The organism is Lysobacter sp. M2-1, assembly GCF_022662495.1.
Taxonomy (GTDB): Bacteria; Pseudomonadota; Gammaproteobacteria; order Xanthomonadales; family Xanthomonadaceae; genus JAKPBU01.
On the sequence record NZ_JAKPBU010000005.1, the window covers coordinates 127,600 to 152,965 of the forward strand.

Consider the following 25,366-nt stretch of genomic DNA (forward strand, 5'->3'; position numbering starts at 1 on the left):
CCCGAAACGTCTTGCCGTCGGTCGATGCCGTCAGGCAAGGTGGCGGAAGTGAACCTGACCCCGTTTCCGGGGAGGCATGGCCATGAACGAGCGCCACATACGCAGGATCATCATCGTCGGCGGCGGGACCGCCGGCTGGATGGCGGCGGCGCCCCTGTCGCAGCGACTGCCCCGCCAAGGGCCGATGGGTTGCGAGATCGTGTTGGTGGAGGCGCCCGATATCGCCACGGTCGGCGTCGGCGAAGCCACCATTCCGCCGATCCGCGTCTTCAACGACTTGCTGGGCCTGGACAACACCGAGTTCACCAAGCGCACCCAGGGGACCTACAAGCTGGGGATCGAGTTCCGCAATTGGGGACGCATCGGTCACCGCTTTTTCCACGGCTTCGGCGATTTCGGCCCGCCGATCCAGAACCGCGCGCCCTACCAGCACTGGCTGCGACTGAGCGCGAAGCACCCCGACTTCCCGTCGTATGAAGATTGGTCCACGTCCAGCGTGATGGCGCGGCACATGAAGTTCACGCCGCCACTGGCCGGGCCGCGATCGGCCCACAATTCGTATTCGTACGCCTACCAGTTCGATGCCTCGCTGTACGCGGGTTACCTGCGCGAGTACGCGATGGCGCGTGGCGTGCAGCGCGAGCTTGGCACCGTCGTCGACGTCGAGCTGCGGCCCGAGGACGGATTCGTGGCGGCCGTTCGCATGGCCGACGGTCGGCGCATCGAGGGCGACCTGTTCATCGATTGCTCGGGGTTCCGAGGCCTGCTGATCGAAGGCGCCATGAAGGCCGGTTACGAGGACTGGCGAAAGTGGCTGCCCTGCGATCGCGCGCTCGCGGTTTCCAGTGAACGCACGGAGCCGCTGCGGCCCTACACCACCTCGACCGCGCACGCGCCCGGCTGGCAATGGACGATCCCGCTGCAGCATCGCACCGGCAGTGGCCTGGTCTACAACAGCGACTGCATCTCCGACGACGAGGCCAGCGCATTGCTGGTCGCCAACCTCGAAGGCAAGCCACAGGGCGTGCCCAACCCATTGCGCTTCGTGACCGGCCGGCGCAAGCGTGCCTGGGTCAAGAACGTGGTCGCCCTCGGGCTGGCGGCGGGCTTCGTGGAGCCGCTGGAGTCCACCAGCATCCACATCATCATGGACGGCGTGGGTTGGCTGGTGGAGTACTTCCCGGATCGCGACTTCCATCCCTCGCTGGCCGTCGAATTCAACCGCCAGCACGCCGAGCAGTTCGAGTCGACCCGCGATTTCATCGCGATGCACTACCACCTGACGCAGCGCGATGATTCCGAACTGTGGCGCTACTGCGCGAACATGAAGCTGCCCGAGACGCTGGCGCACCAGATCGACATGTTCCGCGGCACCGGGCGAGTGGTCATGCACCACCAGTTGGGGTTCCTGGAGCCCTCGTGGGTGTCCATGTACCTCGGCCTGGGCCTGCGGCCCGATCGGCTTGCTCCATTCGTCGAGCACGTGGACGAGCAGGCGCTGCTGGCCCATTTCATGCGCTTACGCCAGGCGATTGCCGGCACGGTGGCCGAGATGCCAGGCCATGCGGCCTATATCGAGCGCCACGTGAAGGCCGATCCGCCCTGAAAACGGGGTCAGGTTTACTTTATCGACACAAGAGCCGGGGGAAATAGGGGTCAGAGATCCATTTTGCATTGATGAATTTGTACTCTGACCCCTGTTCTTCCCGAGTTGCCTCGTCCCCATGTCGGCCCAGCGGATCTCACATGGGTCCGCCTCCGCCACGGCACGTGGGGGGACTGGTTGGCGAGACTTGCACGGGGCAGCTCTTCAGGCAGTTCGAGCCGCGCGTTGAATTTTCCTCGATGCACGCCACGCGTTCCGGCCCTTCGGGATGCGCGTTGATGCATGCCTGGTAGCCGTCCGCAGTCTGCTTGGAGCAGCGACTGGAACAGTCGGACCAGCTTGAGTCGTACGTGCATTCCCAGAACTCCGGGCTGGCAAAGAAGTCCTCCAGCGGCGAGCGCCCGAAAGTATGTGCGGCTCGCAGCTTCGCCCTCAGGTCGCGGTTTTGCTCCTGCATGGCCGCGGCTCCCTTCTCCAGGTCGGCTATACGCTTCTCCATGCCGTCGCTGCCGGGAGGCGGCCTGCTTCCGCAGCCCGCAAGCGTCAGTACGAGGAGAGAAGCCCATAGAAACGTGATTCCGATGCGCATGTGCCTGCTCCATTGCTAGTGACCCCTGCAAGCAGGAAAACGATGCCGCAAGTTGGAATCGGACAGGGCTCGATTGCCAAGAGCGGGGTCAGGTTCACTTGTCGGATGAGTTGCACCTGGGCGGCCGGTGCGCGGGCCGGGCTCCGGCGAAGCGACGTAAGAGCGGCCAGTTCACTTGATCAGAGGGGATGAGGCAGCCTGGAAAGAAGGGAGGTGTGCGTATCCGATTGAAACCTGATGTTTGGTCCACGTATAAATGAACCTGACCCATTGATTGCTTTATTGTCTTGACTGAAGCGGAACGGGCATGTGGTGCAGCGCCGCATAAAAAAACCGATATAGCTCGCGCTGAACAATTCATTGGATATGACGCGAAGCGCCTGCCTATCCTTCGCTCGAAGTTGATCCATGACAGGTCGTGACACAACAGCTCGAGGCACGGCTGGGGCCGCGGCCTGGATTCAAGGCGCCCGGTATCGCCGCCTCAACAATACAAGGGACCGACGTGCAAACCTCAATTCTGACCACCTTGGACTGGTTCGTCATCGGGTTGTACTTCACCGTGATAGGGGTGGTGGCGTGGTGGTACGGCCGGCACCAGAAGGATAGCGTCGATTACTTTCTGGCTGGCCGCAACGCCGGCTTCATTACCATCGGCGCCTCGATTTTCACGTCCAACATCGGCTCGGAACACATCGTTGGCCTCGCGGGCCAGGGTGCCTCGACCGGCATGGCAATGGCGCACTGGGAGCTGCACGCGTGGGTGCTGATCCTGCTCTCCGGCTTCTTCGTGCCGTTCTACTACAAGTCCGGCGTGCAAACGATTCCCGAGTTTCTGGAGCGCCGCTTCAACGCGCGGGCGCGCACCATCCTCTCGGTAGTCTCGCTGGTTGCGTATGTGTTCACCAAGGTCAGCGTGACCGTGTACGCCGGCGCGATCGTGTTTCAGGCGCTGCTGCCGGACACCTTCGGCTCGCGCGACAACGCGTTCTGGGTGGGCGCATTCACCACCGTGATTCTCACGGGCATTTACACGGTGTTCGGTGGCATGCGTGCGATCATGGCGACCGCCACACCACAGGCCGTGATCATCTTGTTCGGTTCGTTGGTGATCACGTTGACGGGCTTGAGCCGGCTCGGCGCCGGTGCCGGTGTGGGCGCAGGTTGGGGCGAGTTGGTCAGCACCGCGAGCGCCAACGCCGCGCAGTTTGCCCTGTGGCGGCCGCTGAGCGATCCCGATTTCCCCTGGCTCGGCGTCCTGATCGCCTCGCCCATCATCGGCATCTGGTACTGGTGTACCGATCAATACATCGTGCAGCGTGCGCTGTCGGCCAAGGATCTGCAGTCGGCGCGTCGTGGCGCGCTGTTCGGCGGCCTGCTCAAGGTGTGGCCGGTGCTGATCTTCCTGGTGCCCGGCATGATCGGATGGGCCTTGCATCAGAAGGGCTTGCTGGCGCTGCCCATGAAGATGGTCGATGGCGTCTCGGTGATCGACGGCGACACGGTGTTCCCGACGCTCGTGACCACGTTGCTGCCCTCGGGCATCCGCGGTTTGATCGTCGCGTGCCTGCTGGCGGCGCTGATGAGCTCGCTCGCGTCGCTGTTCAACTCGAGCGCCTCGCTGTTCACCGTCGATATTTACGAGAAGCTTCGGCCGGGTCGGTCGGAGCGGCACTTGTTGGCCGTGGGCCGCATCGCGACGACGGTGGTCGTCGTCGCGGGCCTGCTGTGGATTCCGGTAATGAAAGTGATCTCCGGCGGCGGCTTGTATCAGTATCTGCAAAGTGTGCAGGGTTATCTCGCGCCGCCGATCACCGCGGTGTTCCTGCTCGGATTATTCTGGAAACGTTTGAACGGTCAGGGCGCGGTGTGGGCCTTGGCCGGCGGCTTCGTGCTCGGCATGTTCAAGCTGACCTGCCAGGCGTTTTTTGGCGCAGGCAAGATTGAAGAGCCGGCGTTCCTGGCCGCGATCGGCGATTTCAATTTCCTGTACGCGACCGGCATTTTGTTCGTCGCTAGCGCCATTCTGATGATCGTGGGCTCTCTGACCAGCGAGCCGCCGGCGGACGAGCAGATCAAAGGCCTGACTTACGCCTCGATCCGCGAGCTGCACGGCGATGAGATCAGCCGCAGCTGGGACACCGGCAATAAAGTGTTGTCTGGGCTCATCGTCGCGCTGGTCCTCGGCATGTATCTGTATTTCAGTTTCTGGCTGAACTGATCGCGGCCGCGGCGGACTTTCCCTTGGACTTGCGCGGGTTGGCTATGTCCAACTGCGCAAGGTCCACGAGATTCAACATGGAGGCGTGAGAAGCGGGGGCGCCGCTCAAATTCGGCCATTTGCACGCTCTGATTTCCTGATGGTTCCTACCAGATGCGCACTCGATTTGCAGGCGCGAGATAGAGCTTGTCGCCGGGCTTGACGTCGAACGCGACATACCACGCGTCCATATTGCGTACGACGCCATTGACGCGGAATTCCGCGGGGCTGTGGGGGTCGGCGGTGAGGTTGGCGCGCAGTTGCGCTTCGCGAATGTTCTCGCGATAGGTTTGGGCCCAGGAAAGGAAGAAACGCTGGAGCCCCGAAAAGCCGTCCATGACGGGCGGTTCGTTGTTCCGCAATGAAATCTGATAGGCCTCCAGCGCGACGCTGAGACCGCCGTTGTCGCCGATATTCTCGGCGAGGGTCAGCTTGCCGTTGAGGTGCGTGCCGGGCAGGGGTTCGAATTGCGAATACTGTGTCGCGAGGCTCGCGACCAACGTCTTGAAGTGGGCGACGTCTTCGGCTTTCCACCAGGTGCGCTGGATGCCGTTTTCATCCGACTTCGATCCTTGATCGTCGAACGCGTGCCCCATCTCATGGCCGATCACGCCGCCAATGCCGCCGTAGTTGACCGCGGGGTCGGCCTCGGCATCGAAGTAGGGGGGCTGTAGAATCGCTGCGGGAAACACGATTTCGTTGAAATACGCGTTGTAGTAGGCGTTCACGGTTTGCGGTGTCATGCCCCACTCGTCGCGGTCCGTCGGCTGGTCGAGGCGTGCGATGCGGCGACGCCATTCCCACGCTCTCGCGCGCTTGCGGTTGCCGACGGGATCGGCGGAGCGAATATCCAGCGTCGAGTAGTTGCGCCACGTGTCCGGGTAGCCGATCTTGACGCGAAACGTATCGAGTTTTCGAAATGCCGCTTGCTTCGTTTCCTCGGACATCCACGTCACACGCGCGATCCGCGTGCGGTAGGCGGCACGCAAGTTCTCGACCAGCGATGCCACTTGCGCTTTTGCTTCCGGCTTGAAGTGCTTGCGCACATAGAACTCGCCGACGGCTTCGCCTAGCGCGGCATTCAACGCTACGGTCGCGCGTTTCCAGCGCTCACGCTTCTGCGGTTGTCCTGAGAGCGTCTTGCCGTTGAAGTCGAATGCAAGGTCGTCGAGGTTTCTCGGCAATACATCCGCCATGGCGTTGAGGTACTGGAACGCCATGTACGCGCGCCATGTCTTTACGGGTGTCGCGCGGAATAGTTTCGTAAGCTCACCGATGGCATCGCGTTCCTTCAGGACGAAGAAGTCCTGATGCGGGATCTCTGCCGCGGACAAGGTCGCCAGCCACGGGAAATCCGGCGCGAACGCCACCAGCTCGGCCCGCGATTTGGGGTGATAGGTCAGATCGCGATCGGCGCGCTTCTCCGCGGACCAGTGCAGTGTCGCGATCTTCGTTTCGAGCGCGGCAACGGCGTTGGCGGAACGCGCCGCCTGTGGATAGCCGCCCATCGACAGCAGTGCCTCGATGTAGGCGTGATGCTTGCGGCGTATCTCGGCGAATTTTGCGTCGTCCTTCAGATAGTAGTCGCGGTTCGGAAGGCTCAGGCCGGACTGCACAATGTTCACCGCGTAGCGATTGGGGTTTTTTGCGTCAGGCCAGGGCGTGATCGAGACGGGGCCGCCCACGTCGATGTCGCGGCGTCCCATGAGGCGCGCGACATCCTCATGCGAGCGCGCTGCAACGATCGCGGCCAGGTCGTCGCGGATCGGTGCGAATCCCGCCTTCTCAATGGCTTCCGTGTCGAGGTACGAGTTGTAGTAGTCGGCGACCTTCTGTTCGATCGATCCCGCCGGATTCGGCCGGCTTGCGACCGCTTCGACGATGGCTTTGACAGCCGTCTCGGCATTCGCGCGCAGAATTGAGAACGTACTCCATGACGCGCGATCCGGCGGGATGGGGGTATTGGTCATCCATGCCCCGCCGCTATAGCGGAAGAAATCGTCTCCCGGCTTGATCGTTCGATCCATGCCGGCCAGATCAAATCCCCACGGGCCACGGTGTGGCTTGCCCGCTTCGCCATGGGCGACGTTGAGCGATAGCAACAGCAGGGTCGCCGCGACTAGCGCGCGAACGCCGTTCGATGTCATGGCGAGTCCGTTCACGGCGCGAGGCGATCGAAGGTGGTCTGCATTGACATATTCCGTAGATACCTGCGGATTGAGATGGCTGTGAACGAGAAAGGGTTTAGAGGCGTTGCATTAGCCCCTTTCCCTGCGGGTGTCGGATATACGACCCGGTGCGGGGGCGGTCGCCGGGCCTGGCGGCCGTATGCGGACGCGCAGCGCGTTGGCCCTGGCAAACCCAGAGGAGTCGAGCGCCATGCACCGGGACAAGCACGATTTTCCGACCCATCGCCAGGGCGGCCTGGATCCCCTCGAACCCGTCGAAGATATCGACCCGCAGCGTACCGGCGCCGTCCCGATGATCCTCGGGACGATCCGCTGGGAGGGCTGGATCGGCAGGCCCGAAGGTCCGTTGGATCAGGCGTTCGCGATCCAGGTCGAGCGCCTTGAGGTCACCCGGGCCGAAGACCCTTACCCTGCGCAACCGCAACCGTGCGATTGCGTGGTCCGGTTCCACGACGCTTCCGACGACACCGGACCCGCCGTCGCTTACGTGGTGCGAGGCTTGTCCCTGCTGGGCTTCGACGCCTATCCGCGCGACGGCCACGGCCACAACATGAATGGCGGATACATCCTGACCCCGGCTGTCAGCGTTGCGTGGGACAACGGGCCGCGTGGCCGCCCCTTCCTGGGGTCGCTGGCATTCACTCCCGACAAGCAAGGCACACCGCTCACCGAAGCGAATCCGATCGCACGGATCGACTTCACCCTGGCTCCCAGGTGATGGCGTACGACGGGGTCTGGGTGGGAAGGATCACGGGCAAATCGTTCACCCATGGACGGATACGAAAGTTCTTCCTTCGAGGAGGATTTATGAAGGGCTCGTTGCTGGCAATCGCTGCAGCACTCCTGAGTTTCGTGTTCAACGTGTCAGCCGCACCGCCACGCCCTGCACCCGTGATGATGGAGCGAATGACGACTGCTGAAATCCGCGACGCCATCAAAGGCGGCAAAACGACGGTGCTGATCTTCAATGCCAGCACTGAAGCGACCGGCCCGGCGATCGCGCTTGGAAAGCATATTGTTCGGGCGCAGTACCTCGGTGAGCACATCGCTCGAGAACTAGGCAATGCGCTCGTTTCGCCCGTCATACCTTTTGCACCCACTTCTGACGAGAGCCGCTTCCCGGGGACGGTAAACCTGTCCGCGGAGACATTTTCGCGCGTCAACGAAGATGTCGCGGAAAGCATGGTGAAAGCCGGATTCAAGTACATCGTCTTGATGGGCGATCACGACGGCAACCAGCCCCCGCTTCGTGCGCTTGCCGCCAAGCTGGACGAGAAGCATCGCGCCCATGGCGTGCGCGTGTTTTTTTCCAGCGACGCTTACGCGAAAGCGAACAAAGAGATAGACGAATACCTCAAGTCAAATGGCTACCCCCCGAGCCGGCACGGCGGCGTTTCCGACACGTCGCTCACCTGGGCTGTCGATCCCGATTATGTTCGCCCAGGCCAGATCGTCGTAGGCGCTCCGGTGCCGCCAACGGGCAGCCCTTTGTCATTGGGTACGGTCGGTGTTGAAGGTGACCCCCGTCGATCGTCTCCCGACTTGGGCAAGATGTTCCTGGAGTGGAAGATAAGAGACGGAGCAGCTGAGATCCGCAAGCTGGTCGGCGACTCGAAGAAGTAGCTCCACCTCAACCGCGTGGGGATCGCTCTTTATTGCTTACAAGGAATAGAACCGCGGAAGGCGGGCTTGAGCCCGCCCTGCGGTTCTGTGGAATAGTCCCCGCCAACTTTTGTCGGACGCCCCGCGTCATTCGACCCGCGGTGCCGAATCCGTCACGTCGCCTTCGACGAAATCCAGGCGCACGACCTTGCCGCCTTCCTTGACGAACCGCAGGTCCCACGGCCGGATGCGGATGAAGAACTCCGTCGGCGACATGGCGTACATCTCGGTGTGGCCACCATCGGCCGGGACGTTGATGAAGAGGCGGCCGCCTTCGTTGGTGACATGGATGTCGCGGTGGGGGAGGCGGTACGTGCCGGCATATTCGGCGGCGAGGGCCGCGTCGTAGGGGATGGGCTTGCGCTTCGCGGCTTCCTCGCGACGCAGGTCCCGCCAGTTGGCATAGGCGATGCGGGACGTCAGTTCGCACCCGGGGTCTTCCGCCGACTTGGCGAAGGCGTTGCGCGCCTGCTTGTCCGCGAGCAGCGCCTCGAGGTTCGCCGGTGGCGCCGCGCCGCGGGCGGCATTCGAGATGCCCCGTACGAAGCTCGCCAGGAAGCTGCACGCGAACAGACTGTTGGTGACGTCGCCGTCGCCGAGCTTGTACGGGTGGTCGGCGAGGTGCTCGCTGTTGGCCAGCGCGACGAGGGTGAGGCGGCGCGCGGGGACCTTGAGATAAAGCGACGAGAAGCCCGTGCCCCAGTGGCCGTAGTGCCAGACCAGCCGCTCACTGCGGTAGTCCGTGACGAACCAGCCCAGCCCGAACGGCAACGGCTTGCCCGCGTTGGACAGGACCGGCGTCCATGCGTGCGCCAGCGTCTCGGCCTTCAGCAGCGTGTGGTCGTCTATCGCCTTGTCGTACCGGGCCATGTCCAGCACCGTCGACAGCAGGCCGGCGGACACCCAGAGCTCGCGTGGCGGATAGCCCGCGTACTCGGACGTGCCGTTGCCTTCGGCCCAGTACGTGTACGGCTTGGCGAAGTGCGCGAGGTTGCGGCGATAACGCGCGAGGTTGTCCAGGCCCAGCGCGGCGTGGGTGGTGTCATCGTCGGCGACGTCATGGCTGGGCACGCTGTCGCGCATCGCCAGCGGCTCGAGGAACGCCTCGACGTAGATCTGCCGCAGCGGCTTGCCGTATTTCTTCTCGAGGATGTCCTTCAGACCCTCGAAGCGGTCGGGGCTGTAGTTGAAGGCGTCGCCCGGCGTGTTCTCGGACGTGTGGCTGAGCACGTGCCGCACCTGCGCCCCGTTGTCCTTGAACTCAGGCGAATAACGCGCCACCGGTTCGTCGAGACCGAGCTTGCCCTGCTCGACGAGCCGGTGCACCAGCACCGCGGTGAAGGTCTTGGTCACCGACGCGAGGTGGTAGAGCGTGTCGGCGGTGGCAGGGACGCGGCGCTCCAGGTCGGCGTAACCGAACCCGCGCGCGGACAGCACCTCGCCGTCCCGGACCACCACGGTCGACATGCCGGGAATGCCGAGCGCCCGGCGGTGCGCCTCGACCTGCTGCTCGAAGCCTTCGATTAGGTGCAGGTCGCGCCCGTCGTCCGCGGGTTGGGCGCGCCCTTCGGTCGCGCCCAGCGCCAACAGGAGAGCCGCAATGGTGACGCGCGATGCGTGGCTCATGATGGCTATCTCCGCTCGATCCCCCCGATGGGGTGCGTTTCTGGGCCCAGATGGTTTAGACGAAGCCGGACGCAGTGCAATTCCGGTCCCCTTTGCCGCTCCGTGGACTTCGAGTTCGCGGTCGGCGGTCGCATAGCTGATGAAGATCGGGGGGCTGTCCCCGGTCTTCATTGCCGATTGCAGACCCTGGTTCGTTCAATGCGCTTCCACCACTGGTAACGGCGAAGTCCATGGTGCCTGGGGGCAAGGGACCCGAACGGGCGACGGCCCGTGCAAACCGATCCCATCGGCTACGGCGATGGTATAGACCTGTGGAGCGACGTTGGCAATGATCCGCGTCGCCATCGCGCTGTCGCCGAGACGTCACAGGATGCCGAAAAAGGTGCCAAGGACAGGTTCTGACAACAACTGTTGCTGGCGCCTGCGAAAAAGGACATAGCTCGCGCTGAACAATTCATTGGAGATGAGACGACGCGCCTGCCTATGCTTCCCCTCGAAGTTGATCCAAGGCAGTTCGTGACACAACGGTAGCAGCCGGCAACCAGACCGCGGAGGGCGGACCGCGCGTAGCGGTTCCGACTGCGTGAACTGGTCAGCCTGAAAGGTGAAGCGTCATGCGGCATCGACCGAAATCGCCCGCAGTTGTCATATCCGGGCTGCTGTTATGCGCGGCCTTGACGCTGATTGCATGCGCGTCGCCGGCATCTGCGATGAACCGGGAGGGTCCGGTGGCGAGCGCGCCCAAGGGCATGTCGACCGCGACCTGGACGCCCGACAACGGCAACGGCACCTTCACCAATCCTCTCTTTTATGACGAATTCTCGGATCCGGACCTGATCCGCGTCGGCGACTGGTTCTACCTGACCGGCACCACCATGCACGCCATGCCGGGCGTGCCGATCCTGCGCTCGAAGGATCTGGTCAACTGGGAGTTCGTCGCCTATGCCATGGACAAGCTTGACCTTGGCCCGGCCTACCGGCTGGAGGGCGGCCGCAACATCTACGGCCAGGGTATCTGGGCGCCGTCCTTCCGCTATCACGAAGGCAAGTTCTACATCTTCTCGAACGTCAACGACCAGATGACCCAGATGTTCACGGCCACCGATCCGAAGGGGCCGTGGACGCGCATGCCGATGAAACGCAGCCTCCACGACTTGTCCGTCCTGTTCGACGACGACGGCAAGGCCTATGTCGTCTGGGGCCACAAGTCGATGCGCCTGGCCCAGCTGACGGACGACCTGACCGACATCGTTCCAGGCACCGAGCGCGCCCTGTTCGCCGACGACGCCGGGATGGGCGAGGGCGCGCATTTCTACAAGATCGACGGCAAGTACTACATCATCAGCGCCAATTGGCAAGGCGGCTTTCGCATGCCGGCGGCGCGGGCGGATCATGTGCTGGGGCCCTACGAGGTCCATCAATCGATCAGTTCGCATGAGGACTTCGGCATGGCGTCGAGCAGGCGCCTGGGTACGCCCAAGCCGCCGTTCGAGTTCTGGGGGCCTGACCCCGCCGCCAAACATAGCCTGGCGATGCACCAGGGAGGCATCGTCCAGACGCCCGGGGGCGAGTGGTGGGGCCTTTCAATGATGGATTTCAATTCCGTCGGTCGCCTGCTCAGCCTGTCTCCGATCACCTGGAAGGATGGCTGGCCCTATTTCGGACTGCCGGGCAATCTGACGCGCACGCCGCGGACCTGGGTGAAGCCCAAAATCGCCACACCGCAGCCGGTGCGTGTGCCCTATCAGCGCAGCGATGATTTTTCGGCGCCGCGGCTGCAGCCGATATGGCAGTGGAACCATGTCCCGGTCGACGACAAGTGGTCGTTGTCGGAACGCCCGGGCTTCCTGCGGCTTCACGCCCTGCCGGCGACTTCGTTCTACGACGCGCGCAATACGCTGACGCAGCGGGCGATCGGGCCGATGTCGGCGCCGAGCGTCCTGCTCGATGCGTCGCACCTGAAGCCGGGCGACACGGCGGGTCTGGGCCTGCTCAATCTGCCTTATGCGACTTTGGGCGTCGAAAAACTCACCGACGAACTCAAGGTCGTCTTCTACGACCAGCGCCTGGACCAGCGGGTGCGGGTGAAGATGAGCGGGACGCGCATCTGGCTTCGCGCGGACTGCGACTTCCTCACCGAACGGGCGCGCTTCAGCTATTCGTTCGACGGCATCACCTTTACCCCGATCGGCAACGAGGTCGAGCTGTTCTACCAGACCTTCACTTTCCAGGGCGTCCGCTACGGATTGTTCAACTACAACGCGAGCGGCGCCGAGGGCGGTTTTGCCGACTTCGACAGCATCGATGTCCATCAGCCGCATACCCACGGCCTGATGCGGCCCGTTCCCTATGGCCGATCGATCCGGCTGACGTCGTTTCGCGCGACCACCGGACTAGCCGCAAGCGAAGGGCGCCTGGCGTCGGATGCTCCGACGCGGTTCGAGATCGTCGACCGCGAACTGGGCCGCGTCGCGCTGCGATCGGGCACACGCTATGTCACGGTCGATAAGGACGGAGCGGTGACGCTTGCCGCCGGCCAGCCCGGCACGGCGCAAACCTTTCAATGGATCGAAACACCGACGGGCGAGTTGGTGCTGATGTCATTGGCCACCAACCGCTTCCTGCGCATCGATCCGCGGACCCGGGATATCCGGGCCGACAGTCCCGGCCCCATGCCGGACGACAGCGACGGCGCGCGCTTTATCTGGTCGCAGTGAAGGGCGGCACCGGCGAAGCGCGGGCACGCCCTCACCCCGGCCAGCCAAGCGCAGCGCGCCTGGCGTTCGTTCGTATGTCCCGCGGAGCAGGAGAACGGTGTCAGAGACAGTTTCTCCAGACCCGCTCCAAGGACCGCCAGCCCGAGACCGGAAGCGCCTGCTGCTCGCCATGGACCTGCGGCGTGGTGCCACCCGGGCCAATCCTTCGGTGTCAGGGACAATTTCCGGAGCCCGCGTCGGGCCGGCCGGCCGCCGGTCAGGACCAGTTGCCCTGACATACCTCCCCTTTGCCGTCGTCCTCTTTGCCGTCCCTGCTCAGAATGAGTTATGGCGCGACGGCTGTGGCGTCGTACACGACCACGCGTTCCCACAGGTGCTCGCAGTCGGCGACGAACTGCTTGTGGATGGGATGGACCTGATAAGCGTTCTGCCCGGCCACATCGTCGAAGAACAGGAGTTCCGAGGCGCTGTAGCTTCCGTCGACGACGCCGCGCTGCTCGGTATCGGCCGGCACGCCGATGTGGATGCCGCGCACGGTGTCGATGCCCGCCAGGGTTCGCAGTCCGGCGAGCAGTCTGGCGAGGTCCTCCTTGGAATCCGGATTCTTCAGCCAGAAGAACACGTGGTGCACGACCGGCGCGAACGATGCCTTGCTGGCGGGGGCGGAAGCGGCCGCGCGGGGAGCGGTGGCGGCCACGCCGGCAGCCAGGGCGGTGGCGGCGACGAGGACATCGCGGCGCGAGCGATCGGTCATGATCCGGGTCCTTCAGTGCATAGCCTGCGGGCCTGCGAGTATAGGGCGGCACTGTCGGACGATAGGGGACGGGGAATTGATTTGCCCCAGGTCGGCGCTGAGACGGAAGGGCCGCAAGGCGTGATGCCGTCTCGTAGCGCGGCGGTCCGGCGATCCGCGAAAGGCGCGGACCTTTGGGCCCCAGGGGTCGCCCGGCGCCATCGCCGCCGGTTCGCGGTATCTTTCCGGGCGTTCGCAAACAGGGACAGGGAAATGAAGGCCACCGTCGCCAATCTCGTGACGCCACATCTGCTCAGCGTCGTCGATCTCGCCAAGCAGGCCGAGATCGGCGGCAACATCGAGTGGCACCTGCGGGAAACCGTGTCAAGGACGATCGAGGCGCTCGGTCACCAGTACAACGCCCGCGACCTGCTCACCACATATATCGAGGGGCTGGAAGCCGCCGCCCGCGCGAAGGGACGGATCTACAGCGCCTATGCCCGCGCGTTGCAGGCAGCCGCGGCCCAGGCCGCGCAACATCTCGAGAAGGTCTAGCGCCGAAGGGCGCGAAAGCGGGCCCGAAAGCGGGTCAGGTTCACCGATCGGTAGACCGGGTCCTGGGCGGCCGGAGGCGGGCCCGGTGCCGGCAAAGCCCCGTGTCCTGGCTTTCAGCCAGGAAAGGGGCAATCAGTGGGGACGAAGATGGTGCCAAGGACACTCTCCCAAGCGACAACGCCCGCCTTCCGGAGGCGCGACGATGCCTGAGGCTCGCCATGCCAACAACTCGCGCACCGTCGCGGATTACGAGCGCACGGTGCGCGACTACGTGGAGACCGTGGACGGAAGGGCGTCGGCCAGCGAAGAGGCGCTGCGCCGGCTGGCGGCGGCGGTGAAGCAGGGCACGCGCGTGCTCGAAATCGGCTCCGGCCCGGGCTGGGACGCCGATCGCCTGGAAGCGCTGGGCGTGGAGGTTTACCGCACCGATGCGGCCTCCGCGTTCTGCGAGTTCCAGGCCGAACGCGGCAAGCACTGCGATCGGCTCGACCTGCTGTCGGACCCCATCGACGGGCGCTACGGCGGCGTCATGATGCTGTGCGTGCTGCAGCACTTCGAGCGCACCCAGCTCGACGGCGCGCTGACCAAGCTGGCCAGGGCGCTGGAAGCGGGCGGGCTGATGCTCCTGATGTATCCCGAAGGCGAGGCCGACCAGTGGGAGCACGGCACCGCGGGCGATTACCGCGTGGTGCGATGGCTGCCCGCTGCGTTCGATGCGCGTCTCGCGCAGGCGGGGTTGGCCGGCATATGGGAGACCACCATGCAGGGCCGCGGCGGCGCGTGGCGCACCCTGCTGGCGCGGAAGGAAAGCTGATGCGCGGCCTGTGGCGCACCCGCCGGAGTGCGGGAAACGAACGCCTCAACTCCAGCCGGGATGCTTCGCCGCCTGCGCGATCCAGTCGCGGATTTCGGGGGCGCGCGCTTCGTCCAGGGTGCGGATCTTCACGTACCGCGAGCCTTCGCCCTGGGGCGGCGGCGGGTCGAACTTCGCGCCGGCGAAGAACACCAGGTTCACCGACACGTCGTACGCCACCATCTCGATGATCCAGCCGTTCTTCGGCAAGCCGTAATACGCCTTCTTCCATTTCACGGCGTACTGCAGGCCCGGGATGGTCTTGCGGATCAGTCCGTCCAGGTCGGCGACGATGGGCTGCAGGTCCGGCGTCACGTGCGTCAGCCAGTCCGCGACCTCGGCGTGGCTGCCCGATGGCTCGGGCGGCTTTCGGTTGGATGCGCCTGCGGTTGGCTTGGGCATGGGCGTGCTCCTGGTCCGATTGCGAAGGGCGAGAATAAAACCAAATCCAGCGTAGCCCGGTAAGCGCAGCGCACCCGGGACGCATTGCGTGGAGACCCGGGCGCGGTGGCCGCTGGCCGCCTGAGCGCGCGTTCCCCTGGCTGGGCCATTCCGAGCCCACCATCCAATGGAGACCACGCCATGTCCATGCGCAATCGATTGGCCGCCGCGCTGTTGCTGTGCGGGTTCGTGACCGCCACCGGCGCCGCGATGGCGGCGGATCCGCCCCCCGCCGGCGACTGCTTCGTGGCGGCCTTCAAGGCCAACGATGCCGACGCCGTGGCGGCCTGTTATGCGGAAGACGCGATCATCTGGTTCCCGGGCGGACCGATGGCGCAGGGCCGGACCGCGATCCGCGACGGGTTCGCGCACCATTTCGGGGAGTTCGAGATCAAAGACGCCAGCCTGACCCAGATGGGCGAGGCGGCCTCGGCCGATACCCGCACCACGTGGGGCACTTACACGATCACCAGCGCGCACAAGACGACGCAGAAGGAATCGGTCGAGCACGGCCGCTATGTGGACGTGCAAAAGCTGATCGACGGCAAGTGGCTGTACATAGTGGATCATCCGTCCAACGATCCGGCCCCAGCCGTGGAGTCGGCAAAGCCGTAAGGCGGAAAGCCGCACAGCGGGAGCTGCCGTGAAGTAAATCTGGATCCGCGACCAGGCCAGGTATCCGGTACACACGCCCAGCGCAGCGCTGGGCGTATCGCCCAGCAGCTGCTGCGCCTGGCGCGGTCGGCGTTCCGGTCGGCGTGCGCTCGACAATGCCTGTCTCCTGCGGCGGATCGAGCAGATGCGCGGTTGCTTGGCCAACGCGATCGCACGTTGACGGTGGTGTCTGCGCAGTGGTACACGGCGCGTCATGGAAATTTCCGCCGTTAGTGCGCATGCCCTTCGCGACGAGAAGCGACCGTTTCCGATGGCGTCGCTTGTCTGGTTTGTGGTGGGTGCGGTGGTCCTGCGGATGCTTGCGATCCCTGCGTGGATGTTCTTTCCGGAACGTGGCGTCCTCGCGCACTCGGCGCGTGTGCTCATTCCGCTGTTGGTCGTGATCGGACTGATCGCCCTCAATCGAACGTTTCTGATGCGCGATGGGTTCCCGCGCGACACGCTGGGGTTGGGCCTCCGCCGAATCGGTTGGTTCTTCGCTGGCGCCATGCTGATCGTGCCCGTGATTCTCGCGATGGCCGGAGCGCTCTGGCTGTTGGTGCCGTTCCATTGGGAGCGCGGCGCGATGGCGTGGTCGCAGCTCGGTTGGAAAACCGCGGAGTACTTTGCCGGCAATTTCGGCGAGGAGCTGGCGTTTCGCGGTTACATGCTGGTCGTGCTCACGCGTTACCTCGGGCTCACGAGGGCGCTGTTGATCGGCGCGGTGTTATTTGGCCTGTTTCATCTTCCCGGCCTGTCTGGCATGCAGGCGGTCAAGATGGTCTGCACCACGGGCGCGATGTCTTTTGTTTTTGCCTATGGCTATGTGCTCAGCGGCTCGTTGTGGACAGCAGTCGGACTGCACGTATTTGGAAATGTGCTTCTGCACGAAGTGCTCGGGATGAGCGGCAAATCCGGGATTGCCACCATGGTGTTCCACGAACCGTGGCCCAGTGCGTACGATCCCGCGTTTCTGGTCTGGCTTGGCGTCAGCATTCCCGTGGCGGTGACCGGTGCACTGCTTGTCAAACGCTTCGGAATGAAGATCCGAGGCAACGCAGACGGAGGCAATTGAAACCCGCGGAAGGCGGGCCAGGGCCCGCCCTACGCCCGCACTACGGGCTACGCCACTCGCGCCGACCCGCAGCGGAAGGCGCTCGGCACCGACCGGTTCGGGGGCATGGGTCGGACTCACGCCGCAAGCGGGTAAATGAACCTGAACCCTTTGATTGGCAAGCTGTCTCCTGAAATCGAAACAAGAACGGTGTCAGAGAGGTCTGAGACCGGTTGCCGGCATCGTTGAAACCATGGCCCGGGAATAGCGGATAGCAAGACAAAGCTGAAGACGTGGCCCGCACTCATGTCTACGCCAAAGGTCCTTTGCTACCGTGGGCCGATCTGGGGATGGTCATGGACAAAATGCGCCAGGTCTTCAAGGTCAGCGTCCAGGGTATCGAACTGGGCATGTTTGTAAGCCGCCTGGATCGCCCCTGGCTGGAGACCTCATTTCCGTTGGAAGGCTTCGAGATCAAGACAGAGGAAGAGCTGCAGAAACTGCAGCGCATCTGCAGTCACGTCTATGTCGACATCGCGTCGGGGCGCTCGCCCGATCCGCGCTTCGTCGAGCTCGAGGAGACCGCGCTGGTCGAGGGTGCGCGCGGCCATGACGAGCTCGCCGAGCTGCGCAAGACCGACTGGAGCATCCAGAACGATTTCAACAGTGAGCTGGTGCACGCCGATGCGGCCCATGACACGCTGGAGCGTGGCATCGAGGAGGTCATGCAGGACCTGAAGGGCGGCCGTGAACTGGACCTGCAGAAACTGCACGACGGCGTTGAGGCCATGATCGGTTCGATCACGCGCAACCCGTCGGCGTTCGTCTGGCTCAAGGAGATCAAGCGCAAGGACAACTACACGTACCAGCATGCGCTGGGTTGTTCGATCTGGGCGGCCACCTTTGGCCGGCACCTTGGCCTGGAAATCGAGGAGCTGCGCGAGTTGGCGCTCGGCGGACTGCTGTTCGACGTCGGCAAGACCCGCTTGCCAGCCGAAATTCTGGCCAAGAAAGCATCGCTCGATGCGCGCGAAACCCAGCAGATGCGGGGCCACGTCGAACAAAGCCTGGAGATCCTCGAGAACACACCCGGGGTGTCGCGCAAGATCATCGATATGGTGGCCACGCACCACGAGCGCTATAACGGTACCGGCTATCCGCGCGGCCTCAGCGGCAGCGACATCCCCATCGAAGGGCGGATCCTCGGCCTGATCGACAGCTACGATGCACTGACCAACAACCGTCTCTACGCCGATGCCCTGTCGCCGCACCAGGCGGTCACCGAGTTGTACAAATGCCGGGGCACGCTGTTCCAGTCCGAGTTGGTCGAGCAATTCATTCTGACCTGCGGTATCTACCCGACCGGGTCGCTGGTCGAGCTTTCCAATGGCCAGGTCGGGGTCGTCACCGCCGTGCACAGCCTGAAGCGGCTGCGGCCCAGCGTCATGTTGCTGCTGGATGAAGACAAGCTGCCGTTGCCGCAGTTCCGTACCATTGATCTTGGCGAGATGAAGGAGGACGCTCATGGGCGCCCGCTCAGCATCAAGTGTGGGCTGCCGCTAGGCGCTTACGGCATCGATCCGGTCGAACTCTTCCTCGACTAGCACGATCATGAGCACGCCCGAGGACGAGCTGACCGGTCTGCACAATCGCCGCAGCTTCTTGTCGCTGCTGCGTCGGCATATCGCTTATGCCAACGACCGGCAAAACAATCTTGCCCTGATCGTCGTCGACGTGGACGGCTTCGCGCGGATCAATGGTGCGCACGGCTATGGATTCGGCGACGCGCTGCTGCAGCACCTGGCGGAGCAACTTGGCGCCGCGGTCCGCAAGTACGACTACGCAGCCCGGATCGGCAGCGATCGTTTCGCCTTGATCCTGCCGCGGGTCATGAACGCGGGCCATGCCGAGCTGGCGGTGCAGAAGCTGTACCGCCTGCTCGACGTTCCGTTCCGTTCCGGCGAGCACCAGCTCAGGATTCCGGTCACGGTCGGCGTGGCGCTATGCCCCGCTCATGCCACCCATCCCGAGTACCTGTTGCGCCTGGCCGAGAAAGCGGTGGACACGGCGCGCGTCACCGGGCAGCGCTGCGCGTTTGCTCCGGATGGGCCGCAAGTCGAAGGCCTGTCCGAGTTCTGGGATATCGAGATCGAGCTGGACGGCGCGCTCGAACGCGGCGAGATCGTCATGCATTACCAGCCGCAGGTGCGCATGTCCGACATGCGACCGGTCGGAGCCGAGGCCCTGATGCGCTGGAACAGTCGCTCGCGCGGTCCGGTGTCGCCCGATGTGTTCATCCCGATCGCCGAACGCACCGGCCAGATCAAGCAGCTTACAGTGTGGGCACTGAATACCGTGTTGCGCCAGTCCAGCAACTGGAAGCACGACTGGGGCGAGCTTTCTGTCGCCGTCAACATTCCAGCCGGACTCGTCGCCCAGGACGACTTGCCGGACCTGGTCGAAAACGCGATGAAACTATGGGGCAGGAAGGATATCCGGCTGATGTTGGAGATCACCGAACGATCGCTGATGGACTCGAAGCACAGTTTCGAGATCCTCTCGCGCATCCGCGAGCTCGGCGCCAAAGTGTCGATCGACGACTTCGGTACCGGATATTCGTGCCTGGCCTATTTCAAGAACACGCCGGCCGACGAGCTCAAGGTGGATCGGTCCTTCGTCATCGGGCTGCTCACGGACCAGGCCAAAGGTCATATCTCCAACCTGATCATCGATCTGGCCCATCGTTTCGGAATGTCGGTGGTAGCCGAGGGTGTCGAGGACGATGCGACGTTCCAAGCCCTGCGCGCCAGCGGTTGCGATATCGCGCAAGGCTACCTGTTTGGTAAAGCGCTCCCCTCCGATGCGATGGAGCGCTGGTTGAACGAAGGCCCTCGTCGCATAGCGATCCCCCGCTAGGCTCCTACGCTCGTTGCCTAGGAAATGTGTGGAAGCGGTGTCAGAGGCATTTCCTGCCGCACGAATGGCTCCGGGCCGTTCTGGATGATTTGTCGGAAGTGGCTCCTTGCCGCGCGACCGCCTGCCCTATCGTGTGGAAGTGGCACATCCCGCCCCGCGCCGCGGGTCGTCACCATCCCTGGATACGAGGTCGCATACCGATGTCGCTCAACCGTCTCTTCGGCGCATTCTTCACGGGTGCCGTGATCGCATTGGCGCTAGGCCTGTCCGCCGGCCGCGCGCACGCGCGTCCTCCCTACGAGAGCATCGAAATCGCGCCCGGGCTCTACAGTTTCGGCGCCGGGATGGCGTTCAACGCGTTCATGATCACCGACGATGGCGTGATCGTAATGGACAGTTTCGACGAGGACTTCGCCAAGGCATCGCTCGCGGCGATCCGCAAGCTGACCGACAAGCCGATCCGATATCTCGTCTATTCGCACAACCACTACGACCACATCAGCGGCGGCGCCGTGTTCAAGGCCGAAGGCGCGAAGATTCTGAGTCACGAAACGGCCGCCGCCTGGTTGAGGGCGCATCCGAGCCCGGACGTGGTCATGCCCGACGAGACGTGGTCCGGGACCAGGTCCGTACTGAAGCTTGGGCACAGCCAGATCGATCTCCTCTACTTTGGCGCGAACCACGGCGAAGGCATGACCGTGTTTTTGTTTCCGCGCGAGAAGACGATCTACACCGTCGACCTCGTCGTGCCGAAGCGCGTGGGCTTCACCTACATGCCCGATTTCTCGCCGAAGGAGTGGGAACGCACGCTCGCCGAGATGGGCGCACTCGATTTCGACCGCGTGATGTACGCGCACAACGCGGCCGTGGGGCCGCGGTCGAGCGTCGCGGATCAACTCAGGTATCTGCAGGACCTGCGGGCCGCGGTACTGGCTGAACTCAAGCAGGGCACGCCGTTCATGCAGGTTCCCATGACGGTGAAGCTGCCGCAGTACGAAACATGGGACGGATACGACGAATGGTTGCCAATGAATGCCTGGCGCATCCTTCTTGAAATCGCGATGGGCGTGTAGCCAGGGTTCGAAGGGTCGTCAGGAAGAAGGAGAAAAAGGGGTCAGAGTGGGGTTGTCCGAGTTTTTTCGGACACCACGAAGCGGGGACAATCCTCGCACGGAGGTCGCGGACGCCGACCTTCGATCAAAGATGCTCACGCGGTCAAGCCACAGCAATGACTTCGATCTCAACCAGCCAATCGGTCATCAGGGTTTGTGCAACGATCGCCGTCGTCGGAATGCGGCGATCGCCTAGCGCACGCGTGCGTGCGGCACCGTTAGCCTCGGCATATGACGGGTCACGTAGATAGCTGGTCAACCGCACGATATTCTCGATGGTCATGTCAGCGCTGGCGAGAATCGTCCTTATATTCGACCAGATCAATTCGAGTTGTTCGTCGAGCGTCGTGCCAGCGACGCCATGTTCGTCCAGGCCCATTGTGCCGGCGACAAATAGGATCCGCTTGGGCTCCTGAACCTCGATGGCATGCACGTAATCTGGTGTGGCCGGATAAATCCCAGCGGTTGGGTTATGCGAGACAAGCTTCATGCGGATTTTCCTTTCTTTCAGTAAAGATTCCCGGAGCGCACCAAGATGTCCAGCCGCGAAGTGGCTTCGGCTTGAACGGATTGTTAGGCCTCGCCGGAAGCCAGGCCTGCGAGGCTTGACCCACTGGTCCTGAAGATCAGGAGCTCATCCATTGGGCGAGCGCCAACATGTTTGAAGAACTTGATGGCGCTGGTGTTCGTCTTGAGCGCCCACCACTCAAATCTGACGCAGCCCTTCTCTTGTGCGATTCGAGCGAGGTGGCGCAGCAGCAAGCGACCGTAGCCAAGGCCTTGGAACTCTGGCCGAACAAACAAATCATCCAAATGAAGGCCGCGTCTACCAGTCGTTGTTGCGAAGGTCTGGTAAAAAACTGCAAATCCGGCCAACCTTTTCCCGGCGAAAGCAAGGACAGCCTCGGCGACAGGCTCTTGGCCAAATAGGCTCTCGGCAAGGTCATCTGCCGTGACCGTTACTGGAAATGGGAATTCCTCTGCAACGGCCAGTTCATTGATTAGATCAAGCAGATCTTGCAGGTCGGCCGGCGTAGCGGGGCGAATACCAAAATCTGTCATAAGCACTCCACGAACCTGGTTGTGGGACTGCCTGAATTAAGACGACCCGGCGAGGCGGACTCCATTGGAATGAATTGTCAGCCGTCAATCGTCAATTGACGCAGCATGACCACCATGCTCATTTCACGAAGATCGGTTCTAAACGGTATCTCGCCCTGTTTCACGAACCCCTTGCCCGCGTAAAAGCGCTGTGCGCCTAGGTTCGACTTGAGCACGTCGAGCCATATCAGATCCTGGCCACGCTCTGTTGCTGCGTGCGCAATGAAGTCAACAAGCTGTTCGCCATATCCCTTGCCGGTCGCAGAGGCGAGGAAGTAGATCTTCTGAAGCTCTGCGCCTATGGCGCCTGAGATCGGCGCCGGCCTATTCCAGTTAATCTTGGCGTAGCCAATGACGGCGTCCCTGGCGTCTTGGGCGAGCAGCCACATATGATCAGGCGACGAAAGGGAGCGCTGCAGTGCAGGCTCAGAAAAGTCCTGCTGTAAGAATTCCTGCAAGCCCCTCTCGGACCAGATGGACGGAAAATGATCGAGATATGTTTCTCTTCCGATGATTTGAATAGCGACTAGATCGCTGACCGATGCCGTACGAATCTTGAGCAGTTCGCTTCTTGTCATGATGGTTGCCGCATGTAATCCGACGCTCTGCGATCGGCTTCGGCTTGAATGGGCTATTAGGCATCGTTCTTGGCGTACTGGTCAACGCCCACAAGATGGAGTGGCCCATACGGCTCCTGACAAATAACTCACTATCGTGTGATGTCCAGCGTTTGACAGAAAAAGACCGCTGCAGTTCGGCCGGAATGCTGTCATGTTCATCTGTTTGGGACTCGAACTTGCCGTCATCTGTTTTGGGGCGCGCCCCCTGAACTACGGAACCAGAAGCAGTAGCTGCGCAAAACAATACAGCGATGACGAATCTCTTGGTCAAAAAAGCCCCCGGCCAGACGAGGTAATAGCCGGGGGTTCGGCAATACTCGGTCACACGTGCTTTCGCATGCGGGAATTGAGGGGAGAGGGGGAGACCGCATGCTCCGAGTAGTTTGCTTAAGGGCGGAGATCCTTCGAATCCCCAGTTGATGGCTCGATACCGGGTTGTCGCAGGTGCAGACACACTGAAAAGCTCCGTACGCTTTGCCCCGGCCCCGAGGCTTCTCGGGGCACGGAAAGGAGGCGCAGGCGCTAACCTGTGCGTCCCATGTTCCAAGTCAGTACGTTGTCGTGACCGACGGCGCACACTCCGTGGTATCGGTGTTGCACACCGTGTACGACGCCTGCCCGCCAGCTGTGGCCCGGAACGAGTCGGTTGCGGTGCCGTCGTTCCTGACGGTGCGTACATAGGCGCCATTGCGATAGACATCGACCTGCTTCTTGCCGGAGTCCCAGCTCAGGGTCACGCGGACACCTTGCTTGCCACGGAGACTCTTGGCCTGCAGATTCCGTGGCCAGAGGTTGTCGACGAACGAGGCGTACAGCGAAACTCCGGTGAATCCATTGGCCGTGCCCGAGTGGAGTGGAACGAGCCGCACGAAATAAGGCCCCGGGGTCGGCGCGACGACCGCGCAGAATGTCGTGGTTGCTCCGTCGCCCGATTCGCAGTCGTTGTCGCCCAGTGTGGGCAGCTTGCCCCGCCGCACGAACATGCCAACCCTGCCCGCGCCACCCCAGGTCTTGACCTGCAAATGTTTGGCGCCTGGCGGTATGTCGATGGCGTACCAAAGACTGTCGTCGGGATTGAAGGTCGCTTCGGTAGGTGGCACGGTGTTGCTTGAGCTAAGTCCCGTCAACTCCAAGCCGCTGCGAAGCACGTCGATGGATCTGGTCGGCCCGGGATAGGCCGGCGGTGCCGGTGGGAGGGGCGTGTGCCCGGCGGCAACGGAGACCGCGCGGGTCGCGTTCACCACGCCTGTCCCGCACTGGAAATCAAACGAGCAACCCTTGGGAAATCCAAGGCCCGTGTCGTAAGCCGTATAGGCGAGGATCTTTCGGATCTCGGCAGGGGTTTTGGGTGTGGCCGCTGCCGACTGCATGAGGGCGGCGACCCCGGCAACGTGGGGCGTCGCCATCGACGTGCCGGCGTACCAGGCGTAGATCGGGTTTCCGACTCCGGTCACGCCATCATTCAGTGTCGACAGGATGTTGGACTCCATGGGCCAGAGGCCCGAGCCACCAGGAGCAGCCACCGTGACGCGCTCACCGAAATTCGAGTAGAAGGCCCGCTCGGTCTCTGGACCGGTAGCGGCCACTGCAATCGCGCCATCACAACTCGCAGGCGTCGCGTAACGGACGCCCGTGTTGTTGTTGCCGGCGGCCGCCACCACGATCGCGCCATTGGAGATGGCTCTCGTCACCGCCGCCTGAGCCGCCGGATCGCAAGGCTGCGATGCACCCAGGCTCAGATTGATGACATCCGCAGGTGTGGTGTTATCAGGCACGCCAGGCACCGTGCCGCCCGAAGCCCAGACGATCGCGTCGAGAACGTCGGATTGGTGTCCACCTTGCTTGCCCAGCGCCCGAACCGGCTGAATCTTGGCGTGGTGCGCGATGCCGGCCATGCCGATACCATTGTTGGTAACGGCAGCGATCGTGCCGGCGACATGGGTGCCGTGCCAGCTTGACGGGCGACCCTGAAACGAGTCGCCAACGTCATGCGCATCGGGATCTCGACCGTCGCCATCGCCCGCCACGATCGGGTCCGAAATCATGTCATAGCCGGCGATGACATTGGCATTGAGGTCAGGGTGGTCAGTGATGCCGGTATCAATCACCGCCACGACCGTTCCCAGGCCGGTGGCGATATCCCAGGCGCCCTCGACGGCGATGCCGCCTCCGCTGCTGTGGTAATCCCATTGCTGCGAATAGAGCGGATCGTTCGGAGTACCCAAAGGAGTCCAGATCGCATCGACGGATACGTGCTTGACGTTCGGATCTCGCACCAGTTCCTTCTTCAGGCGTTTGATGTCCGCGCTATTGAGTTCACGTTCGACCTCGATTACATCAGCGCCGATGGCAAGCCGCCGCAAGCGACCAATGCGCAGCCCCAGCGCTTTTCCCGCGCCTCCGATCAATCTCTGGACCCTGGCGGCGTTGTAGTTCTTTTCCGTTCCGGGCCGGTACATCACGATGAAACGTTTGGCCGATTGATCGGACCCCTTGACCGTTGCTGTGCCTTTGGCTGCCGTCGGGCCGAAGGTGACGCGCTTTGCGCCGGATCGAGAGGTCTTCGATGCCGGCTGGTCGGGTGGACCACCCGCAAGAGCCTGCTGGGTGAAGACGAGCATTACGCCAAGCGCCAAGGCAGATGCGCGAGGCCACTTAAGGGAATGATTCATGGACAA

Annotated in this window: 21 protein-coding genes; 12 read left to right on the plus strand and 9 right to left on the minus strand. The window is 63.0% G+C overall.

Features of this window, described 5'->3' with window-relative positions:
• Positions 1–82 precede the first annotated feature (82 nt).
• Positions 83–1,606, plus strand: coding sequence for a tryptophan halogenase family protein (locus MC375_RS11505; RefSeq protein ID WP_242103536.1), 1,524 nt, complete (start codon positions 83–85; stop codon positions 1,604–1,606).
• Between the two features lie 136 nt (positions 1,607–1,742).
• Here MC375_RS11505 and MC375_RS11510 read toward each other — a convergent pair whose 3' ends face one another.
• Positions 1,743–2,195: a hypothetical protein gene (locus tag MC375_RS11510; RefSeq protein ID WP_242103537.1), complete on the minus strand. Its 453-nt coding sequence runs from the start codon at positions 2,193–2,195 to the stop codon at positions 1,743–1,745.
• A 418-nt stretch (positions 2,196–2,613) separates the two neighbouring features.
• Between MC375_RS11510 and MC375_RS11515 the strand changes: the two genes are divergently transcribed.
• Positions 2,614–4,416, plus strand: coding sequence for a sodium:solute symporter (locus tag MC375_RS11515; protein WP_242103538.1), 1,803 nt, complete (start codon positions 2,614–2,616; stop codon positions 4,414–4,416).
• Between the two features lie 146 nt (positions 4,417–4,562).
• On the opposite strand, the gene MC375_RS11520 is transcribed toward MC375_RS11515, so the two are convergent.
• Positions 4,563–6,602: a M13 family metallopeptidase gene (locus MC375_RS11520; RefSeq protein WP_242103539.1), complete on the minus strand. Its 2,040-nt coding sequence runs from the start codon at positions 6,600–6,602 to the stop codon at positions 4,563–4,565.
• Positions 6,603–6,834: 232 nt separating this feature from the next.
• Here MC375_RS11520 and MC375_RS11525 point away from each other — a divergent pair, with 232 nt between their 5' ends.
• Together MC375_RS11525 and MC375_RS11530 are read left to right on the plus strand one after the other, a co-directional pair.
• Positions 6,835–7,362 carry a hypothetical protein gene (locus MC375_RS11525; RefSeq protein ID WP_242103540.1) on the plus strand — a complete coding sequence of 176 codons (528 nt, stop codon included), beginning with the start codon at positions 6,835–6,837 and terminating at the stop codon, positions 7,360–7,362.
• 89 nt (positions 7,363–7,451) lie between these two features.
• A complete protein-coding gene (locus MC375_RS11530) occupies positions 7,452–8,267 on the plus strand; it encodes a creatininase family protein (protein WP_242103541.1) in 816 nt (271 codons plus the stop codon).
• A 126-nt stretch (positions 8,268–8,393) separates the two neighbouring features.
• Here MC375_RS11530 and MC375_RS11535 read toward each other — a convergent pair whose 3' ends face one another.
• Entirely contained in the window at positions 8,394–10,103 is a 1,710-nt protein-coding gene (locus MC375_RS11535; RefSeq protein WP_242103542.1) for a serine hydrolase, read from the minus strand.
• A gap of 539 nt (positions 10,104–10,642) precedes the next feature.
• Here MC375_RS11535 and MC375_RS11540 point away from each other — a divergent pair.
• Positions 10,643–12,649, plus strand: coding sequence for a glycoside hydrolase 43 family protein (locus MC375_RS11540; RefSeq protein ID WP_242103543.1), 2,007 nt, complete (start codon positions 10,643–10,645; stop codon positions 12,647–12,649).
• Between the two features lie 325 nt (positions 12,650–12,974).
• Here MC375_RS11540 and MC375_RS11545 read toward each other — a convergent pair whose 3' ends face one another.
• The gene (locus MC375_RS11545) at positions 12,975–13,403 is read right to left on the minus strand and encodes a Dabb family protein (RefSeq protein ID WP_242103544.1); all 429 of its coding nucleotides are present in this window, start codon (positions 13,401–13,403) and stop codon (positions 12,975–12,977) included.
• Between the two features lie 252 nt (positions 13,404–13,655).
• Between MC375_RS11545 and MC375_RS11550 the strand changes: the two genes are divergently transcribed.
• A complete protein-coding gene (locus MC375_RS11550; RefSeq protein ID WP_242103545.1) occupies positions 13,656–13,937 on the plus strand; it encodes a hypothetical protein in 282 nt (93 codons plus the stop codon).
• A gap of 202 nt (positions 13,938–14,139) precedes the next feature.
• On the plus strand, positions 14,140–14,751 hold the full coding sequence (locus MC375_RS11555; protein WP_242103546.1) for a class I SAM-dependent methyltransferase: 612 nt from the start codon (positions 14,140–14,142) through the stop codon (positions 14,749–14,751).
• Between the two features lie 45 nt (positions 14,752–14,796).
• On the opposite strand, the gene MC375_RS11560 is transcribed toward MC375_RS11555, so the two are convergent.
• Positions 14,797–15,192: a DUF1801 domain-containing protein gene (locus tag MC375_RS11560; RefSeq protein ID WP_242103547.1), complete on the minus strand. Its 396-nt coding sequence runs from the start codon at positions 15,190–15,192 to the stop codon at positions 14,797–14,799.
• Positions 15,193–15,372: 180 nt separating this feature from the next.
• Between MC375_RS11560 and MC375_RS11565 the strand changes: the two genes are divergently transcribed.
• From MC375_RS11565 to MC375_RS11585, 5 genes are all read left to right on the plus strand, one after another.
• A complete protein-coding gene (locus MC375_RS11565; RefSeq protein WP_242103548.1) occupies positions 15,373–15,846 on the plus strand; it encodes a nuclear transport factor 2 family protein in 474 nt (157 codons plus the stop codon).
• 253 nt (positions 15,847–16,099) lie between these two features.
• Entirely contained in the window at positions 16,100–16,960 is an 861-nt protein-coding gene (locus tag MC375_RS11570; RefSeq protein ID WP_242103549.1) for a type II CAAX endopeptidase family protein, read from the plus strand.
• Positions 16,961–17,232: 272 nt separating this feature from the next.
• Positions 17,233–18,543, plus strand: coding sequence for an HD-GYP domain-containing protein (locus tag MC375_RS11575; RefSeq protein WP_242103550.1), 1,311 nt, complete (start codon positions 17,233–17,235; stop codon positions 18,541–18,543).
• A 7-nt stretch (positions 18,544–18,550) separates the two neighbouring features.
• The gene (locus tag MC375_RS11580; RefSeq protein ID WP_242103551.1) at positions 18,551–19,855 is read left to right on the plus strand and encodes a bifunctional diguanylate cyclase/phosphodiesterase; all 1,305 of its coding nucleotides are present in this window, start codon (positions 18,551–18,553) and stop codon (positions 19,853–19,855) included.
• A 200-nt stretch (positions 19,856–20,055) separates the two neighbouring features.
• Entirely contained in the window at positions 20,056–20,928 is an 873-nt protein-coding gene (locus MC375_RS11585; protein WP_242103552.1) for an MBL fold metallo-hydrolase, read from the plus strand.
• A gap of 142 nt (positions 20,929–21,070) precedes the next feature.
• Here the strand turns inward: MC375_RS11585 and MC375_RS11590 are convergent, their stop codons facing one another.
• From MC375_RS11590 to MC375_RS11605, 4 genes are all read right to left on the minus strand, one after another.
• Positions 21,071–21,457, minus strand: coding sequence for a RidA family protein (locus MC375_RS11590; RefSeq protein WP_242103553.1), 387 nt, complete (start codon positions 21,455–21,457; stop codon positions 21,071–21,073).
• An 83-nt stretch (positions 21,458–21,540) separates the two neighbouring features.
• Positions 21,541–22,029 carry a GNAT family N-acetyltransferase gene (locus MC375_RS11595; RefSeq protein ID WP_242103554.1) on the minus strand — a complete coding sequence of 163 codons (489 nt, stop codon included), beginning with the start codon at positions 22,027–22,029 and terminating at the stop codon, positions 21,541–21,543.
• A 77-nt stretch (positions 22,030–22,106) separates the two neighbouring features.
• Positions 22,107–22,646, minus strand: a complete 540-nt coding sequence (locus MC375_RS11600) for a GNAT family N-acetyltransferase (protein ID WP_242103555.1) — start codon at positions 22,644–22,646, stop codon at positions 22,107–22,109.
• Between the two features lie 590 nt (positions 22,647–23,236).
• Complete coding sequence (locus tag MC375_RS11605) at positions 23,237–25,360, minus strand: S8 family peptidase (RefSeq protein ID WP_242103556.1); 2,124 nt, start codon at positions 25,358–25,360, stop codon at positions 23,237–23,239.
• Positions 25,361–25,366 lie beyond the last annotated feature (6 nt).

Excerpts from the sequence above, each read along its gene's own strand:
- MC375_RS11505 (WP_242103536.1), top strand. The coding sequence starts at position 83 with ATGAACGAGCGCCACATACGCAGGATCATCATCGTCGGCGGCGGGACC.
- MC375_RS11510 (WP_242103537.1), bottom strand. The coding sequence starts at position 2,195 with ATGCGCATCGGAATCACGTTTCTATGGGCTTCTCTCCTCGTACTGACG.
- MC375_RS11520 (WP_242103539.1), bottom strand. The coding sequence starts at position 6,602 with ATGACATCGAACGGCGTTCGCGCGCTAGTCGCGGCGACCCTGCTGTTG.
- MC375_RS11525 (WP_242103540.1), top strand. The coding sequence starts at position 6,835 with ATGCACCGGGACAAGCACGATTTTCCGACCCATCGCCAGGGCGGCCTG.
- MC375_RS11530 (WP_242103541.1), top strand. The coding sequence starts at position 7,452 with ATGAAGGGCTCGTTGCTGGCAATCGCTGCAGCACTCCTGAGTTTCGTG.
- MC375_RS11535 (WP_242103542.1), bottom strand. The coding sequence starts at position 10,103 with ATGAAGACCGGGGACAGCCCCCCGATCTTCATCAGCTATGCGACCGCC.
- MC375_RS11540 (WP_242103543.1), top strand. The coding sequence starts at position 10,643 with ATGAACCGGGAGGGTCCGGTGGCGAGCGCGCCCAAGGGCATGTCGACC.
- MC375_RS11545 (WP_242103544.1), bottom strand. The coding sequence starts at position 13,403 with ATGACCGATCGCTCGCGCCGCGATGTCCTCGTCGCCGCCACCGCCCTG.
- MC375_RS11550 (WP_242103545.1), top strand. The coding sequence starts at position 13,656 with ATGAAGGCCACCGTCGCCAATCTCGTGACGCCACATCTGCTCAGCGTC.
- MC375_RS11555 (WP_242103546.1), top strand. The coding sequence starts at position 14,140 with ATGCCTGAGGCTCGCCATGCCAACAACTCGCGCACCGTCGCGGATTAC.
- MC375_RS11560 (WP_242103547.1), bottom strand. The coding sequence starts at position 15,192 with ATGCCCAAGCCAACCGCAGGCGCATCCAACCGAAAGCCGCCCGAGCCA.
- MC375_RS11565 (WP_242103548.1), top strand. The coding sequence starts at position 15,373 with ATGTCCATGCGCAATCGATTGGCCGCCGCGCTGTTGCTGTGCGGGTTC.
- MC375_RS11570 (WP_242103549.1), top strand. The coding sequence starts at position 16,100 with ATGGAAATTTCCGCCGTTAGTGCGCATGCCCTTCGCGACGAGAAGCGA.
- MC375_RS11580 (WP_242103551.1), top strand. The coding sequence starts at position 18,551 with ATGAGCACGCCCGAGGACGAGCTGACCGGTCTGCACAATCGCCGCAGC.
- MC375_RS11585 (WP_242103552.1), top strand. The coding sequence starts at position 20,056 with ATGTCGCTCAACCGTCTCTTCGGCGCATTCTTCACGGGTGCCGTGATC.
- MC375_RS11590 (WP_242103553.1), bottom strand. The coding sequence starts at position 21,457 with ATGAAGCTTGTCTCGCATAACCCAACCGCTGGGATTTATCCGGCCACA.
- MC375_RS11595 (WP_242103554.1), bottom strand. The coding sequence starts at position 22,029 with ATGACAGATTTTGGTATTCGCCCCGCTACGCCGGCCGACCTGCAAGAT.
- MC375_RS11600 (WP_242103555.1), bottom strand. The coding sequence starts at position 22,646 with ATGACAAGAAGCGAACTGCTCAAGATTCGTACGGCATCGGTCAGCGAT.
- MC375_RS11605 (WP_242103556.1), bottom strand. The coding sequence starts at position 25,360 with ATGAATCATTCCCTTAAGTGGCCTCGCGCATCTGCCTTGGCGCTTGGC.